The organism is Nocardiopsis mangrovi (genome assembly GCF_042653925.1).
Classification (GTDB): domain Bacteria; phylum Actinomycetota; class Actinomycetes; order Streptosporangiales; family Streptosporangiaceae; genus Nocardiopsis_B; species Nocardiopsis_B mangrovi.
The window spans coordinates 1-16,702 of sequence record NZ_JBHSFQ010000058.1; the positions used below are offsets into that span (position 1 = coordinate 1).

At 73.9% G+C, this 16,702-nt stretch carries 12 protein-coding genes and 1 pseudogene; 6 read left to right on the forward strand and 7 right to left on the reverse strand.

The features are described from left to right. The 3 genes and pseudogenes from ACFO4E_RS29500 to dxr form a co-directional block, all read right to left on the reverse strand. Nucleotides 1-128: pseudogene (locus ACFO4E_RS29500) on the reverse strand (flavodoxin-dependent (E)-4-hydroxy-3-methylbut-2-enyl-diphosphate synthase); the annotation flags it as partial. Between the two features lie 240 nt (nucleotides 129-368). After that, nucleotides 369-1,727, reverse strand: coding sequence for a M50 family metallopeptidase (locus tag ACFO4E_RS29505; protein ID WP_378580515.1), 1,359 nt, complete (start codon nucleotides 1,725-1,727; stop codon nucleotides 369-371). Between the two features lie 10 nt (nucleotides 1,728-1,737). After that, the gene (gene dxr, locus ACFO4E_RS29510) at nucleotides 1,738-2,994 is read right to left on the reverse strand and encodes a 1-deoxy-D-xylulose-5-phosphate reductoisomerase (RefSeq protein ID WP_378580516.1); all 1,257 of its coding nucleotides are present in this window, start codon (nucleotides 2,992-2,994) and stop codon (nucleotides 1,738-1,740) included. A 98-nt stretch (nucleotides 2,995-3,092) separates the two neighbouring features. On the opposite strand from dxr, the gene ACFO4E_RS29515 reads away from it, so the two are divergent. Further along, complete coding sequence (locus ACFO4E_RS29515) at nucleotides 3,093-3,908, forward strand: DUF4184 family protein (RefSeq protein WP_378580517.1); 816 nt, start codon at nucleotides 3,093-3,095, stop codon at nucleotides 3,906-3,908. Nucleotides 3,909-3,928: 20 nt separating this feature from the next. Then, nucleotides 3,929-4,888 carry a trypsin-like serine peptidase gene (locus tag ACFO4E_RS29520; protein ID WP_378580518.1) on the forward strand — a complete coding sequence of 320 codons (960 nt, stop codon included), beginning with the start codon at nucleotides 3,929-3,931 and terminating at the stop codon, nucleotides 4,886-4,888. Nucleotides 4,889-4,942: 54 nt separating this feature from the next. On the opposite strand, the gene ACFO4E_RS29525 is transcribed toward ACFO4E_RS29520, so the two are convergent. Both ACFO4E_RS29525 and ACFO4E_RS29530 read right to left on the reverse strand, forming a co-directional pair. Beyond that, nucleotides 4,943-6,367 (reverse strand): aldehyde dehydrogenase family protein, encoded by a 1,425-nt coding sequence (locus ACFO4E_RS29525; RefSeq protein ID WP_378580520.1) that lies wholly within the window; start codon nucleotides 6,365-6,367, stop codon nucleotides 4,943-4,945. Nucleotides 6,368-6,472: 105 nt separating this feature from the next. After that, nucleotides 6,473-7,861 (reverse strand): cytochrome P450 family protein, encoded by a 1,389-nt coding sequence (locus ACFO4E_RS29530; RefSeq protein WP_378580522.1) that lies wholly within the window; start codon nucleotides 7,859-7,861, stop codon nucleotides 6,473-6,475. Between the two features lie 202 nt (nucleotides 7,862-8,063). Between ACFO4E_RS29530 and dacB the strand changes: the two genes are divergently transcribed. Both dacB and ACFO4E_RS29540 read left to right on the forward strand, forming a co-directional pair. Continuing rightward, complete coding sequence (gene dacB / locus ACFO4E_RS29535; RefSeq protein WP_378580524.1) at nucleotides 8,064-9,650, forward strand: D-alanyl-D-alanine carboxypeptidase/D-alanyl-D-alanine endopeptidase; 1,587 nt, start codon at nucleotides 8,064-8,066, stop codon at nucleotides 9,648-9,650. Between the two features lie 245 nt (nucleotides 9,651-9,895). Further along, nucleotides 9,896-11,680 carry a hypothetical protein gene (locus ACFO4E_RS29540; RefSeq protein ID WP_378580526.1) on the forward strand — a complete coding sequence of 595 codons (1,785 nt, stop codon included), beginning with the start codon at nucleotides 9,896-9,898 and terminating at the stop codon, nucleotides 11,678-11,680. Between the two features lie 262 nt (nucleotides 11,681-11,942). Here ACFO4E_RS29540 and ssb read toward each other — a convergent pair whose 3' ends face one another. After that, the gene (gene ssb, locus ACFO4E_RS29545; RefSeq protein ID WP_378580528.1) at nucleotides 11,943-12,419 is read right to left on the reverse strand and encodes a single-stranded DNA-binding protein; all 477 of its coding nucleotides are present in this window, start codon (nucleotides 12,417-12,419) and stop codon (nucleotides 11,943-11,945) included. Nucleotides 12,420-12,825: 406 nt separating this feature from the next. Here ssb and ACFO4E_RS29550 point away from each other — a divergent pair, with 406 nt between their 5' ends. Beyond that, a complete protein-coding gene (locus ACFO4E_RS29550; protein WP_378580530.1) occupies nucleotides 12,826-13,767 on the forward strand; it encodes a 3-methyladenine DNA glycosylase in 942 nt (313 codons plus the stop codon). 192 nt (nucleotides 13,768-13,959) lie between these two features. Here ACFO4E_RS29550 and ACFO4E_RS29555 read toward each other — a convergent pair whose 3' ends face one another. Continuing rightward, nucleotides 13,960-15,510, reverse strand: coding sequence for a serine hydrolase domain-containing protein (locus ACFO4E_RS29555; protein ID WP_378580532.1), 1,551 nt, complete (start codon nucleotides 15,508-15,510; stop codon nucleotides 13,960-13,962). 309 nt (nucleotides 15,511-15,819) lie between these two features. On the opposite strand from ACFO4E_RS29555, the gene ACFO4E_RS29560 reads away from it, so the two are divergent. Continuing rightward, nucleotides 15,820-16,644, forward strand: a complete 825-nt coding sequence (locus ACFO4E_RS29560) for a DUF8017 domain-containing protein (RefSeq protein ID WP_378580534.1) — start codon at nucleotides 15,820-15,822, stop codon at nucleotides 16,642-16,644. The last annotated feature ends 58 nt before the right edge of the window (nucleotides 16,645-16,702 follow it).

Consider the following 16,702-nt stretch of genomic DNA (forward strand, 5'->3'; position numbering starts at 1 on the left):
GTCATCGACTGCACCGAGACGGGGGCGTCCCCGCCCACGGGGACACCGCCGACCATGATCTGCCGCGATCGCCGCCGCGTCGCCAACGGGCGCGGACGGGCGACAGGGATTCCGAGATCGACGGACACGCGATTTCACCTCGTCGACCGCCGGGGTATCGGCCGGCGGCGTCGTTTGAAGGCCGTTGAAGTCCGGGCGGCCGGTGCCGGGGCACGGCGCCACCAGACGGAAGCCGGGCTCGATCCCGGGCTCCCCTTCCACCGCACAGGTTACCCGCATTGAGCAGGGCATTACGCCGACAAGAGGAAAATAGGGGGTTCACACCCCATGTCGGCGTGTCGCCCCCGCGGGGGCGCCCGCCTGCGGCGTCACTGGACCAGGCGTACCGGGTTGAACACGTCGGCGATCAGCAGCATGACACTGAACATCACGAAGCACGCGACCACGATGTAGGCCACCGGCATCATCTGCGCCACGTCGAACGGGCCCGGGTCGGGGCGGCGGAACAGCTTGGCGAAGCGCCGGCGGACGGACTCCCACAGCGCGCCGAGGATGTGCCCGCCGTCGAGCGGCAGGATCGGCAGCATGTTGAACGCGAACAGGAAGAGGTTGACCCCGGCCAGCATGTTGACCAGGAAGACCACCCGGTCGGTGATGGGGATCGGCTGGGCCAGCACCTCACCGCCGATACGCGAGGCGCCGACGATGCCCACCGGGGAGTCGACCGTGCGCTCCTCGCCCATGAAGGCCGCCCGGAACACGCCGGGGACCTTGGAGGGCAGCTCCCACAGCGCCCGGCCGACGCCGACCACGGCGTCGCCCATGTAGGCGGCGGTGTCGGCGACCCCGAGCGGGCTCCGCTCCTGGGCGAAGGTGATCCCGAGGAACCCGGCGGTCTGGGTGTCGGGGATCTGATAGCCCTGCTCATCGGTGACGGGCTCGCCGTCGGCGTCGGTGCGGAAGACGATGTCGCCGTTGGAATCGCGCGCCACCACGTCGTTCTCGATGAGGTCGGCCTCGAACGCGACGGTCTCGCCGCCGCGCTCCACCACGATCTCGGTGGGCCCGACGGAGTCGCGGATCGCGGTGTTGGCGTCGTTCCATTCGGGGGTGGGGGTGCCGCCGACCTCCACGATGCGGTCGCCCGGCAGCAGTCCCGCCGCGGCGGCGGGGGTGGACGGGGCGCCGTCCGGGCAGTCGCGGGCCGGGGAGTCGGCCGGCAGGACGCATTCGGCGACGGTGTCGACGGTCGTGGTGCTCTGCGGCAGGCCCACGCCCATCAGGATGATGGTGAAGAGGATGACCGCCAGGATGAGGTTCATGCCGGGGCCGGCGGCCATGACGATGACGCGCTTCCACGGTGCCCGCTGGTAGAACTGGCGGTTCTCGTCGCCGGGTTCGAGGTCGACCTGCGACGCCTCGCGGGCGTCCTCGATCATCGCCCGCCAGCGCGACATCGGCTTGCCGGAGGTGTCGGGGGCGCGCTTGGCGGGCGGGATCATCCCGGCCATCCGCACGAAGCCGCCCAGCGGGACGAGCTTGACGCCGTACTCGGTGTCGCCCTTGCGGGTCGACCACAGGGTGCGGCCGAAGCCCACGAAGTACTGGGTGCAGCGGATGCCGAACATCTTGGCGGTGGCGAGGTGGCCGAGCTCGTGCCAGGCCAGGGACAGCAGCAGGCCAACGAAGAACAGGATGATCCCGAGCGCGGTCAGTAGCGCGACCATGTACCTCTCCTCATGCGGACCGGGCGATCAGCTCCCGGGCGCGGATACGGGCCCATTCGTCGGCCGCGTAGACGTCGGCCAGGGACAGGGCCGCACCGGGGTCCGCCCGCTGCTGCTCCGAGACTACCCGCGCGACCGTGTCCACGATCGCGGGAAATGCCAGCCTTCGGTCGAGGAATGCGGCGACCGCCTCCTCATTGGCGGCGTTGTAGACCGCGGGCGCGGTCCCGCCCGCCGCGCCGACCTCGCAGGCGAGGCCGACCGCCGGGAACGCGTCGTGGTCGAGCGGATCGAAGGTCCAGTTCTGGGCGGTGGTCCAGTCGATCGCCGGCGCGGCCCCACTGACGCGGTGCGGCCAGGCGATCCCGTAGGCGATCGGGATGCGCATGTCGGGCGGGCTCGCCTGGGCGAGGGTGGAGCCGTCGGTGAACTCGACCATGGAGTGGATGACCGACTGGGGGTGGACCACGACCTCGATGCGGTCGAAGGGCACGTCGAAGAGCAGGTGGGCCTCGATCACCTCCAGCCCCTTGTTCACCAGGGTGGCGCAATTCACGGTGATCACCGGCCCCATGCTCCAGGTGGGGTGGGCGAGCGCCTGTTCGGGGGTGACCGCGGCGAGGTCGGCGCGCGTGCGCCCGCGGAAGGGCCCGCCGCTGGCGGTGATGACCAGCCGGCGCACCTCGTCGAGCCGGGCGCCGACCTGGCCCTGGGCCAGGCTGGTCAGCTCCGCGGCCGGGACGCGCGGGAAGCACTGGGCGAGGGCGAAGTGCTCGGAGTCGACGGGCACGATCTGGCCGGGCTGGGCGGCCTCGCGGACCAGCGGGCCGCCGATGATGAGCGACTCCTTGTTGGCCAGCGCGAGCAGCCGGCCCGCGCGCAGCGCCGCGAGCGTGGACTCCAGGCCCAGGGCCCCGGTGATCCCGTTGAGGACGACATCGCACGGCAGGGACGCCACTTCGGCGACCCCCTCGGGGCCGGCGAGGACCTTCGCCGCGCTGCCGCGCTCGCGCAGCAGGGCCGTGAGCCCGGCGGCCGCAGCGGGGTCGGCCACCGCCACCGCTTCGACACCGAGTGCGCACGCCTGGTCGGCGAGGAGGTCGATCCGGCCGCCGCCCGCGGCGAGGCCGGTCACCCGGAAGCGGTCCGGGTCGGCCGTGACGACCTCGATGGCCTGGGTCCCGATCGAGCCGGTGGACCCGAGGATCACGACCTCGCGCCGTTGTGAGGAGGAGGGGTCCTGGAGGAGCTGTTCCGCGATTCGCACCCCTCCATTCTGGCGCACGTCCGGCACGCCGGGCGGCGCGCCGGCGGGATCAGGGGCGGATGGCCGCCCCTGGTCGGCGATGGCCCGATACTTGCGGGATGCCCTTCACGGTGAGCCACGTGGCGGCGGTGCTGCCGCTGGCCCGCACCCCACTGCCGCTGCCCGCTCTGGCCGTCGGCGCGGTCGCCCCCGACCTGCCCTACTACCTGCCGCTGCCGGTGGGCTCCGACACCACCCACGCCCTGTGGGGGCTCCCGGCGGACGTGCTGCTGGGCGCGGCGGTGCTGCTGGTGGCGCGCACGGCCGTACGCACTCCGCTGGCCGCGCTCGCCCCGGGGGCGGTCCGCGAACGGATGCCGGCCGTGCTCCCCCGGCCGGCCCCGCTCCACCTGGCGGCGGCCGGCGCCGCGCTGCTGATCGGCGCGGTCACGCACATCGCCTGGGACTCGGTCACCCAGCTGGGCGGGGCGGGCGTGCAGGCGTGGCCGCTGCTGCGGGCCGGTGTCGTGGGGCCCCACCGGCTGTTCAACGTGCTGATGTACGCGAGCTCCGCGGGCGGTCTGGCGGCGCTGGCGGTGTGGGCGGCGCTGTGGGTGCGGGCGGCCCCTCCGGCGCCGCGCCCGGTGGCGGCGGCGCCGCGGGCGGTCCGGTTCTGCGCGGTCGCCGCGGTGGCCCTGGCCGCGACGGCGGGGGCGGTGCTGCTGGGGATGTCGCCGCGGGCCGCGGTCAGCGGCTACGACCTGGTGCGCTGCGTGCTGCTCGGAGCGGTGCGGGGCACCGCCGTGGGGCTCGCGGCGCATGTGGCCCTATGGCACGTGGTGTGCACGGCGCGCCGCGCCGCGGGATCCGGCGGGTGGGATGATCGCGGAGCAATCGAGAAGAGTAGTCGAAGAGTAGCCGATACGTCACGCTGAGTATGGCAAAATCCAGTGCCATGACTCTCGCCTGCAAAGTCCTGGGGCCGCTCATGGCGGCCGTGGTCGCCGTGGCCGGCGCCCCTTCCGCCATAGCGGCGCCGACACCCCCCTCCAGCGCCCACGAGGTCGTCCACTCCACGGCGGCGGCGGGTGAGGACCCCCGCGACATGCTCGCCCACTGGACGCCCGCGCGCATGGCGGCCGCCCAGCCGCTGGACAGCCTCCTCTCCGGCGTCGCGCGCGACCTGCCGCTGCCCGCGCCGCAGGCCATCGCGCCCCAGGCCGCGCCGCGCCCCGACAGCACCGGCCGGCGCTGGACCGCCGGCGGCAAGGTCACCCGCACCACGGGCCGGGTCTTCCTCACCATGGGGGGACGCGACTTCACCTGTTCGGCGTCCGTCGTCAGCGCCGGCAACAAGGACACCGTCGTCACCGCGGGGCACTGCCTCAAGGACGGCACCGGGGCATGGGCGAGGAACTGGACGTTCGCCCCCGGCTACACCGACGGCGACAGCCCGTACGGCCGCTACCCGGCGCGCGAGATGCTGGTGGCGCCCGAATGGTCCGAGCGGGCCGACGACAGCTTCGACTTCGGGTTCGCCGTGCTGGGCACCGATGGCGGCGACCACGTCCAGAGCCGCGCCGGCGGGCAGCCGATCGCGTTCGGCGGCGCGCCGTCCGGCCCCGTCTACGCCTTCGGCTACCCCTCCGCGGGCGGCTTCCAGGGGCGCCACCTCTACTACTGCTCCGGGTCCACCCGTCCCGACCAGGGCGGGACCACCGCCAACGGCATGGCCTGCGCCATGACGGAGGGATCCAGCGGGGGCCCGTGGCTCTCGGACTTCAACACCGGCAAGGGGACGGGCACCATCACGTCGGTCGTCAGCTTCAAGTACGCCGACGACTCCCGCACCCAGTACGGACCGCGCCTGGGTGAGGAGGCCCGCGCCCTCTACCGGCGCGCCGCGGCCCTGTGACCCGCCGCCGGACCGGGCGCCGGCCCAGGTCCGGCGACGCGGCGGGGCGGCGCCTCACAGCTGGACGCCGGTCAGGACCAGGACGCGCTCGTAGGTCAGGTCCGCCATCGCCGCCGCGAGGCCCTCCTTGCCCACCCCGGACTTCTTGACGCCCCCGTAGGGCATCTGGTCGGCGCGGAAGGAGGGAACGTCACCGATCACCACTCCGCCCACCTCCAGTTCGCGGTGCGCCCGGAAGGCCACCTGGAGGTCGCGGGTGAACACACCGGTCTGGAGGCCGTAGTCTCCGGCGTTGACCTTGGCGAACGCCTCGTCCACGCCCTTCGTGCGCTGGACGACCAGCACCGGACCGAAGACCTCGTCGCGGACCACCCTTGCGTCCTCAGGGACGTCGGCGAGCACCGCGGGGGCCACCGTCACCCCGTCGCGGCCGCCGCCGGTGAGCAGGGTGGCGCCCGCCTCCACCGCCTCCCGCACCCAGGACTCCACCCGGATCGCCGCGCCCTCGTCGATGAGCGGACCCACCTCGGTCGCGGGGTCGGCGGGGTCGCCGGTGCGCAGGGCCTCGACCCGGCGCACCAGCTCGGCGACGAAGTCGTCGTAGACCAGGTCGTCCACGATGACCCGCTGGACGCCCACACAGACCTGCCCGGCGTGGTTGTTGCCGAACACCGCGATCCGGCGCGCCGCCCAGTCGAGGTCGGCGTCGGGGAGCACGACGGCCGCGGCGTTGCCGCCCAGCTCCAGGGTGATGTGCTTGTGCGGCGCCAGGCGCTGGAGCTCCCAGCCGAACTGCCCGCCCGTGAAGGAGATGACCGGCAGGCGGGGGTCGGTGATGAGGGGCGCGGCGCGCTCGTTGGGCATGGGCAGCACCGACACCATGCCCGGGGGCAGGTCGGTCTCGGCCAGGATCTCCCCCAGGACCAGCGCGCTCAGCGGCGTGGCCGGCGCGGGCTTGAGGATGATCGGGGCGCCCACGGCGATCGCGGGGGCGATCTTGTGGGCGACGAGGTTCAGCGGGAAGTTGAACGGCGAGATGCCCAGGACCGGTCCCTTGGGAACCCGGCGGATGAGGGCGATGCGGCCGGTGGCCGCGGGGTCGGTGTCGAGGCGCTGGAGGTCGCCGCTGTCGCGGCGGGCCTCCTCGGCGGCCCAGCGGAACACCGAGACGGCGCGGGCGACCTCGACCCGGGCCCACGTGATCGGTTTCGCGCTCTCCGCGGTGATGAGCGCGGCGATCTCCTCGGCGCGCTCGCCGAGACGGCGGGAGACATGGGCCAGCGCCTCGGCGCGCACGTGCGCGGGGAGCGCCGCGGCCCGCGGTGCGACGGAGTCGGCGGCGGCGACCGCGAGCTCGATCTGGGCGGGTGAGGGGACCGCGGCGGTCCCCGCTGTCTCCCCGGTGTAGGGATTGAGCACCGTGAGTTCGGTGTCGCCGGTCACGGCGCTTCCGGCCAGCCAAAACGGGCGTGTGGACATGCCCGTGACGCTAACGCGGCCGGCGCCCGCGCCTCTTGTCCGTCCCGGCCAATCATCCGGGGCACCGTTGTCCAGAGTGCAGTGGAACGGTGCCCCGGCAGGCGGTCAGCGCCGCCGCCTCCTCCCGCTGCCCTGCCACCAGCGCATCACCCGGTGCAGCAGGTCATTGGTCTGGGGCACGGGCTCGCCGCCGTCGGCGGGCCGCGCCGCGGGGGGCGCCGGGGCCGGGCGGGCCGGCGGGGGGACCGGGGTGAACTCGATGGGCAACGAGGTCAGCCCCCGGGAGAGGAGTTCGCGGCGCCAGCGCAGGTCCCCGGGATCGACGGCGAGGCGCACCCCCGACAGCCGGTCGAGCAGGTGCTCGATGCCGAGGGCCACCACCTGGAGCGCCAGCGACTGCGCCGGGCACCGGTGCTCCCCCGCTCCCCACGTCAAGTGGGCGCTGTTGTGGCCGGAAGGCAGCGGCGAGCCGGTGTCGTCGCGGGCGTCGCGCAGCCGGGGGTCGTGGTGGGCCGGGGCGAAGCCGATGATGAGCGGCTCGCCCTCGGCGATGCGGGTGCCGTCGATGGTCACGTCCCGGGTCGGGAACCGCGCGCACAGCGCCTGCATGGGCGGCTCGGTCCAGATGACGTGGTTGACGATGTCGTCCAGGAGCAGGCCGCCGCTGGCGTACTCGCGTGCGACGTCGGGGTCGACCAGCAGTTCGCGCAGCACGTTGCCGAGGAGGTTGGCCGTGGGCTCCTGCGCCGCCGCCGAGAGCAGCACCAGCTGGTCGGCCATCTCGCGGTCGGTGAGGCCGACGGGGTGCTCCATCATCCAACTCGTGAGGTCGGAGCCGGGCACCGCCCGCTTCTGGAGGACCAGGCCGCCGAAGTAGTTGCGCAGCTGGACGACCGCGTCGGCGCCGCGCGCGCCGTCGGCGGTCCAGATGATCCCCGACAGCTCGCCCAGCACGTAGCCGTAGATGTCCTCCAGGCCGAAGAAGCGGTTCATCAGCAGGGCGGGCAGGAGGTCGGCGTAGTCCGCGACGAGGTCGGCGCTGCCCTCGGCGCAGAAGTCGTCGATGAGCGTGTCGGCGGCCTCGGTGATGTCCGTGCGGATGCGGGTGTCGGTCAGCCGGGACAGCGCGTCGCTGATCGGCGCCGCCAGTCGCGCGTGCTCGGCGCCGTCGCAGTAGATGGCGCTCTTGCGGTAGCCCATGGCCGGCCGGAGGCCCTCGTCGAGCTTGCGCCGGCCGTCGCGGATCTCGTTCCAGCGGCGGGTGTCGCGGGAGAACGTCCCCCAGTCGCGGAGGACTTCGAGGTTCTCCTCATAGCCCAGCAGCAGCCAGGCGGGCAGGTCGGGTTCGAGAAGTACCGGAGCGACCTGACCGAACCGGGAGCGCAGGGGTTCCCAGACGCGCCTCCGATCCGGTTCGGACACCGTTTCGTACAGCGGAACGGCGTCGGCGTGCCACGGGCACGCGGGAGGTGCGCCGTCGTCTCGTTCTGTCATAAAGCGGCCTCGCGAACGCTGTGGTCAGGAGGATGTGGGCGTTCGATGAGACTAGCGTCACAAGGCCCGGCCCACTACCGAGTCGCTCGGTTCCGCGGCCACTCCTCGTTCCCACGTGATCGCTCGCGGTGTAGATTGCCGCAGGAAACCGTACGCTTCCCGGCGCGCGGTCGACCTCACCGCTCGACGAAGGGCTGCCCTCATGACGGCCACCCGCTTACCGATCTCCCCGCCGCGGCTGGCGTTCTCGATCGTCGCCGCCGCCGTGTTCACGGTGCCGCTGGCCTCGCCGGTCGCGGCCGACACCGCCGACGGCATCGCCGACCTCCGTGCCGACCTCGACGCCCTGCTGGCCGATCCCGCGCTTGAGGGAGCGGTATCGGGAGTGGCCGTGACCAGCCTGTCCGAGGGCGACGTGCTCTACGAGAACGAGGCCGCCACCCCCCTGATCCCCGCGTCGAACATCAAGCTGCTGACCTCGGCCGCGGCACTCGACGTGCTCGGGGCCGACCACACCTTCAGCACCACCGTCTCCGCTGCCGAGGCCCCCGCGTACGGGAGGGTCGAGGGCGACCTCTACCTGTCCGGGACCGGCGACCCCAGCCTGACCGGCGGGGCGTTCGACCAGATGGCCGCGCAGGTCGCCGCCGCCGGGGTGACCGAGGTCACCGGTGACCTCCTGGCCGATGACACCTGGTTCGACACCGAGCGGCTGGCCCCCGACTGGGAGGCCGGCGACGAGCCGTACTACTACGCCGCGCAGATCTCCGCTCTCACGGTTGCGGCCAACGACGAATACGACACCGGGGTCGTGAACGTCACCGCGCGCCCCGGCGCGGCGGCGGGCGACCCCGTCGACGTGGCGCTGGACCCCATGGCCGGCAACCTGTCGATCGAGAACACGGCCGAGACCGGCGCGCCCGACGCCGAGGCCACCGCCGACGTCACCCGCGCCCCGGGGACCAACGTCTTCACGGCGGCGGGCGTGCTCCCCGCCGGCGGCGAGCCGTTCTCCGACCTGCGCACCGTGCACGAGCCCACCGACCACGCGGTCCACCTGTTCGCCGCGGCGCTGGAGGAGCAGGGGGTGAAGGTGCGCGGCGACATCGCGCGCGGCACCGCGCCCGAGGACACCGTGCCGGTGGCCGAGCGGGAGTCCCAGGAGCTCGGGGCCCTGCTCGTGCCGTTCATGAAACTGTCCAATAACGGCCACGCCGAGATCCTGGTGAAGGCGATGGGGCGCGCGACCGCGGGCGAGGGCACCTGGGAGGCCGGGCTCGCGGAGCTGGGCCCGGCGCTGGAGCGGATCGGTGTCAGCGAGAGCGGGTTCGAGGCGCACGACGGGTCGGGGTTGTCGCGGACCAACCAGCTCGACGCGGTCACCCTGATCGACGTGCTCCAGGCCGTCTCCGACGAGCCGTGGTTCGGCACGTGGGAGGCGTCGCTGCCGGTCGCGGGGGTGTCGGACCGCCTGGTGGGTGGCACCCTGCGGGCGCGCATGCAGGGGACCGCCGCCGCGGGCAACGTGCGGGCCAAGACCGGAACGCTGACCGGGGCGAGCTCCCTGTCGGGCTATGTCACCGCGGCCGACGGCGAGGAACTGGCGTTCGTGGTCATGAACAACGCGTACCCGGGCGCCGCTCCGCGGGGTGTCCAGGATGCGATCGCGGTCCGCCTGGCGGAGTTCTCCCGCTGGTCGCCGACCACATCCGGCCTGTCGGCGCGCGCGGACGAATCGTCGTCGGCCCCCGACGCCGAGCTCGAATGCAGCTGGGCCGGCACGTGCTAGCGCACTGACCTGCTGTTCCGTCGAACCGTCGTGTGCCGGCCCCGGGGCCGGCACACGCGGGCCGACCGGCCGCGGCCCCGCTCCGGCGGCGCGCGGCGGCGACGCATTGATCGTTCCCGGGCCTCGATCGTGTCTGGCGAATCCGCCCCGGTTAGGCCACAGTGGTCGATGAGGGCCATCCACCACATCCCAGGCCAGACCGCTCCGAGGCCCTCCGGATCTCGTGACCCACCGGGAGAGCAGGAGTGTCCCTCGTCTACCGCAGCATCGTCACCGTCCCCCTGGACCACGATGTGATCGCCTCGACTTCGACCGTGCTCTCGCAGTGGCTGAGCAAGCGCGGCACCGCGGGGGCCCGGGTGTCGTTCACGCATTCCGGAGCGTATGAGCTGAGCAAGCGCTCCCGGGCCATGGTGCTCCGGCACGACAACCGCGAAGAGGACATCAGCTTCCTGCGGCTGACCACGGAATCGGACAAGCCCGACGGCGTCTGGCGCACGACCGTCACCGCGGTGTCGGACCCGCAGCGGCTGGCCCACCGCTATATCTGGATCGACATGACCGCCGATCCCCGCAGCGACGTGTCGGGGAGCGAGCGGCTCGACATCGCACCGCCCGACGCCGTGCGGATGCTGCTCGACGAGGTTCCCGGCTTCGACGGCGGGCACCGGCTCCCGGCCGAGCCGAAGATCGTGCGCGGCAAGGAGGACGGCGCCGTGCGCGCGCTGATCGATTCGATCGGCGACCCCGGCCGTCACCTGGCCGTGGTGGTCAGCGTGCCGCCCGCGGACATGACGGTGGCGGGGTGGCGCGAGACCATGAGCGGCGTGTTGTCGCGCTCCACGGGCATGTGCGCGGGCTACGTGCTCGACGCCGCGGCCCAGGAGCAGGTCGACGCCCTGCTGCCGCACGGGTTCGACGTGCCCCACGGCGGGGTGCGCACGTTCCTGCCCCGGGTGGAGTTCTCCGACACCTCCGACGGCCTGCGCCACCCGCGCATGAGCGCGCACACGCTCGACTCCGCGCGCGACGGCGGCCGGGTACGGGCCTGGGTGAGCCTGGCGCTGGCGCGGTCGGTGCGCGACAACGCGCTGGACTCGCCGCTGCCGCCGGCGCTGCGCGATATCGACTCCCTCCTCAACGAGGAGGAGATCGACGTGTTCATCCAGGAGGAAGAGGACTCCGACCCCACGGTGCCGTCGCGCCCCACGCCGCTGATGTCGGCGTCGCCGCAGGTGACGGAGATCATCATGCTGCTCAAGGGGCGGCTGTCGGACAAGGCGCTGGAGGCCAAGCGGCTCGGCACCGAGGCGCGCCGGCTCAATACCCGCACCACCGAGCTCACCCGCGAGCGCGAGCGGCTGGCCGCGGAGCTGACCGAGCTGACCGAGGAGCTCGACTCCGCGCGCGAGGCGCTGCACGCCGCCCGCCACGAGCTGACCTGGCTGCGCGGGCGGCTCCACGAGGAGGGCCTGTACCGCCTGGCGAGTGAGGCCGTACCGCCGGACCCGCGCCAGCGCCCGCCGCAGAAGGTCGAGGACCTGCTGGAGCGGATCACCGACGACCACTACTTCCCCCATCTGTTCTTCACCATCGAGGACCGCGACACCGTGCGCGAGCTGACGGGCAGCCGCAAGGAGAACCTGTGGGTGGCGCGCGCGTGGGAGGCGCTGCTCGCGCTCGACGACTACGCGCGCTACCAGCTGGAGCATCCCGACAGCAGCCTGAGCTTCCACGCCTATCTGCGGGAGCCGCCCGACGGCTACCGCGCCATCCCGGTGCGGCGGCTGGCCGCCCAGGAGAGCGACCACGTGCGCAACCGCGACAAGCTCAGCGACAAGCGGGTGTTCAAGGTGCCCCACCAGGTGGACCCCAGCGGCGAGGTGCCGATGTTCGCCCACATCAAGCTCGACACCGAGTACGGGATCTGCCCGCGGCTGTACTTCTATCCCCACCTCGGCCCCCAGACCACCAACCGCATCTACATCGGCTACCTCGGTCGCCACCTGCCCATCCAGCACACCAACTGACGCCTCCGCCCGCGAGGGCCGCGACCGCGTGCCCGCCTGCGGTGGCGCACACGCGGTAGGGGCGGCCGTCCGGTGGGCCCCGGCCCGCCCGCCGATCCATGGCCGCCCGCCCACCTGGGACGGCAGACCACGCGGAAGGGCGGATGGCGGACGAAGGGCGGCTCCGCAGGCCCCTTGGGGCCGGCCCCCGCCCGCCGTGCGGCCGGAACCGCTCCGCGCCCCGGCACCGCCCGCCGCGCGGGTGTCCACGACCATCCCCGCCCTAGAACGGCGGATCGCCGGTGGACGCGGAGGCGGAGGCGGACCGCCGGCCGGAGCACCGGCCCCAGGGGTCGGTGCCGCGCGGCCGGGGGATCGCGAGGGGCGGGTCCTCCCCGGGTTCTTGGCGGTCGACCCGCGCCGTGGCCCACCGCAGGGCCGGTGCGGCATCGTGCACCCGGAGGTCGGTCACGGCGCGGACCCTGCCCCGCGGGTCGGTGTAGCGGCGCCGGCGGAGTTCGCCGGTGACGATCACCCGCATGCCCCGGGCCAGGGTGACCGCGATGTTGGCGGCATGGCGCCGCCAGGCCGAGCAGCGCAGGACCACGGTGCGGTGGTCGCGCCAGGATCCGGTGGTGCGTTCGAAGAAGCGCGGGGCGGTGGCCACGGTGAAGCCGCACAGCGGCGTTCCGTCGCCCAGGATCCGGAGTTCGGGGTCGTGGGTGAGGCGGCCGACCACGGTCACGATGGGCTGGTCCACTGGCGTTCCTCAGGGTCGCGGGTGCCGGGGACCGGGGCTCCGGTGCCCGGTGGGACGGGCTGCGGCCGACGTGGCGGCCGCCGCGGACGGCCCCGCGGGGCCGGTCCCTCCACGTCCAGGATCCACACCGCCGCCCCGCGCCACCACCGCGATTCGGCGCCTGTGGAAAACGCGACCCGGGAGCGGTGAGACAGCGCGCCGACGGGGGGCGGGCGGCGGGAAGCGGCCCGTCCCGGCCGAAGGCGCTCCCGCGAAGGCGGGCGAACAGGACGGTGAACGGGCGATTCCGGCCGAGACCGCTCCCCGAGAGGCAGCCGAACAGGACCGGCAAGCAGGACCGGCCCCCTGAGGGCGGCGCGCCCGCGGCCGTCCGCGGCGGCTCGGGCACGGCCTACCCTGGAGGGCGATGAAACCGGGCACCACCACCTCCAGCGCCGCCGGTCGGGCCGCGGCGGCCGCCCTCTCGCCGGACGCCTGGCGCGAGCGCGAACACGCCCACCACACGCGGGTGGACGCGCTGCTCGCCGGCCATCTGCGCCGCCGGGCCGAGGGGGTGGCACACCCCGTCGAGGACTTCCTGTTCACCTACTACAGCCACAAACCCGCCCATCTGCGCCGATGGCACCCGGGGGTCGGCACCGCACTGCTCGGCGACGCCGCCCGCGACCGCCTCGCGGACCGCTGGTACGCCGAGGTCGGCGTCGTCGGCGAATCCGGCCGCGCCGTCACGGGCGTGGGACTGGACACCGCGGCGTTCACCGCCGCGCGGGGCCGGACCGTCGCCTTCGTCGGTTCGCTGCTGCGCGCGGTCGCCGGGCGCCCCGCCCACCTGGGCTGCTTCGGCCTCCACGAGTGGGCGATGGTCTACCGGCTCGACCCCGGCGACGTGCGCCATTCCGCCGTCCCCCTGCGCTTGGGGGCCGAGGGAACGGACCGGGTCGTCGAGTCCCACCGGATCCGCTGCTCGCACTATGACGCGTTCCGCTTCTTCACCCCCGAGGCGCGCCCGCGCAACCTGCTCCGGCCCACACGGGAGGGCCAGGCCGACCTCGACCAGCCCGGGTGCCTGCACGCCACCATGGACCTCTACAAGTGGGCCTACAAGCTCAGCCCCGCCGTCACCGGGGAACTCGTCGTGGACTGCTTCGAACTCGCCAAGGACGTCCGCGAGATGGACATGCGCGCATCGCCCTACGATCTCGCCCGGTACGGCTACGCCCCGGTGCGCATCGAGACCGCCGAGGGCAAGGCCGAGTACGTGGCCGCTCAGCGCTCCTTCGCCGAACGGGGCGGGGTGCTGCGCGCACGCCTGCTGGAGGTCTGCGACGCCCTGGCCGCGACCGGCTGATCCGTCGTCCCCGCCGGCCTCTGCGTCCCAGGCGCAACGGGGCGGCGGGCCGGTCTCCCCGCCCGCCGCCCCTCCCGTCCGGTGTCCCCGGGACCGGTGCCGGCCGCTGCCGCGGGTGGGGCCGCGGCGGTGCGGCGCGGCCGGACCGGCCCCGATCCGGGGGTGTCTCCTGTCCCTGGGGACCGCCCGTGGTCAGCCGTTGGCGAGGACCAGCCCTGCCAGCGCCGCCCCGCCCAGTGCGAGCGACACCGCGACCGACAGGACGAAGAGCACGGCGTGCAGCCACCGCCAGCGGGCCGCGTTCGTCGCGACGCGCGGCCAGAACCAGGCGCCGACCGCGATCGAGGCGGCGACGGCTCCGATCGCCAGCGCCCACAGCACGGGCGGCGTGTAGACCCAGCTCCCCATGCGGAGCGCGGCCACGAGCACCGCGAGCGCGCCCAGCGGCATCGATATGATCCGCAGCCGGTCGAGGGGGCGCTGGCCGATGAGCGTGCGGCGGCGGATCATCAGCGTCACCGCGAGCAGCACCGGCAGCAGGACCAGCGGCAGGGTCGTCCACAGGCCCACCGCGGGCGAGAACGACATGCCGCCCTCGGCGACGGTGACCACCTCGGGTGCGCCGAGCGCAGCGGGGCCGACGAAGGAGACGTCGATCTGGAAGCTGTTGGACAGGGCGACGACCGCGCGGTCGTCCTGGAAGGCGACGAACGCCGTCGACCCGAACGTGCCGCCGCTGTGCTGCACCAGCCGCACGCCGTCGCCGAAGTCCGTGGTCATCCAGGCGAGGCCGAGCCGTGTCTCCTCGGTCGGGCCGTCGTAGGCCGCCTCGGTGGCGGACATGCCGGGGGCGGTGCCGTCGACGACGGCGCGGAGGAACCGTTCGAGGTCGGCGGTCGTCGTCCACGTCCCGATGCCGGCCGGGGCGTACGCCACGGCGTTCCACGGCTGCGAGCGCGCGCCCGCCTCCATGTGCGGCAGCGCGGCGCCTTCGGGGACCGTGTCGGTGTCGGCGCCGAGGATGAACGTGTCGTCCATGCCGACCGGGTCGAGCACGCGCTCGCGCACCAGTTCGGCGTAGGACGTCCCGGCCTCGCGGGCCAGGGCCTCGCCCAGAACGGCGAAGCCGAAGTTGGAGTAGGCCCACTCCCCCTGGTTCCGGGGGACCGCGGCGGCCAGTGATTCCGTCAGGGGCGCGAAGGAGCGGTAGGGGTCGGTGGCGAGGAAGACGTGGTTCGAGGACGAGGCCAGCTCCTCGGCGGGCACCCGCTCCAGCCCCGACTGGTGGTTGGCCAGCTGCTCCAGGGTGATGGCCGCCGTCTCGGGGGAGGAGAACCCGACGTCGGGGAAGACGTCGCCGAGGGTGCGGTCGAGCGACGTCGTGCCGTCCTCCGCCATGTCGGCGAGGGCCATCGCGGTGACGACCTTGAACACCGACCCCGTCTCGAACGGGGTGTCGGCCGTGATGGGGGCCGAGCCGTCCGCGGTACCGCCGGTCACCGCCGTGGTGCCGTCGCCGTCGATGACGGCCACGCTCAGCCCCTGCACCTGGGTCTCGCGCCCCTCGATGGCGTCGGCCACGGTGGCGGCCAGCTCCGCGTCGCCCTCCAGCTCCACGGGCCCCGGGCCGCCGCTGGGCATCGTCGCGTAGGCGGCGACGGCGACGGCCGCACCGACGGCCAGCGCGATGGCCCAGACCCGCCCGGGGGCGCGGCCGGGGCGCGCGCGGCGGGGATCGGGCACCGGGCCGTGCGGCGCGGCCCCTTTGGGAGGCGGTCCTGCGCCGCCGTCAGCGTCTGTCCGTGTCGAGGTCATTCCCCAACCCTCGCGGACGCGGGACCGGCCTGGTAGACGGCGATGTCATCGCGGAGCGGTGAGGTCCTCCCCTTAACGGCATGACAACTCCGCGCCCGCCGCCATGACAGTTGTCATGGGCCGCGGGGTCGCCGCAGGTCGCGTGTCGCGTCATGCCGTCCACCTCCGCACGCACCGGCGTGCGCCCCGTCCGGCGCCGGACGGAACGGGAAGCGCGCGGGTACCGTCTCACCTGCCATGACCCCTTCCCCACCCTCCCCCTCTGGGCCCGCCACCGGCCGCGGGATGGCGATGGCCGTCGGCACGCTCATCGGCGCCCTCTCCGTGGCGATCATCGTCCTCGCAGCCCTCTACCTGCGTGACGTGGACCTGTTCGCCGGATCGGGCGAGGCGGCCGGCGCCGCGCCCGCGTCGCCCTCCGCCTCGACCGACGCGAGCCCGGTCCCGGTCACCACCCCGACCGCCGACGATGCCGGGGCGCTGACCGACGCCACGACGGCCGGCTGGAAGGGCGTGGCGGTCGAGGACCGCGGGATCGCCTACGACGTCCCCGGCGACTGGTACGCCCACTCCCCCGGCCTGACCGTCGGATTCGAGGAGGAGGACCCCGACGCCCCGTTCGGTTACTCCCCCCGGGTCGCCATGGGCGGCGCCGCGGAGCACGGCGCCCGCGAGGAGCCCTGCTACGACTACCCGCCCGCCCCCGGGATGTCCGGCACCTCCAGTGCGGGCGAGGTCGTCGACACCGCCGAGCTGTCGCTGTTCCTGGCGGGCGAATGGGCCGAGGCCGGCTACGGCAACGACAGCGGGGAGCCGGAGGTGGAGGTGGGCGAGACCGTCGCGTTCACCGCCGGCGGCCTCGGCGGCCACCGCACCACCGCCACCGCCCGGGTGGCCGAGCACCCGTGCTACCCGGAGGAGGCCCAGGTGACCGTCTTCGCGTTCCTCGCACCCAGCGGGGACGACGTCCACTCCCTCGTCGTCTACTCCGACACCTCGGGTGGCCAGGCCACCCCGTCCGGGACGGTCGACGGCATCCTCTCCTCCCTGCGCCCGCTCTGACTTCCGGACACCGCCCCGCGCCGCCGGACGCGTCGGCCCCCTCCCGAGGGAGGGGGCC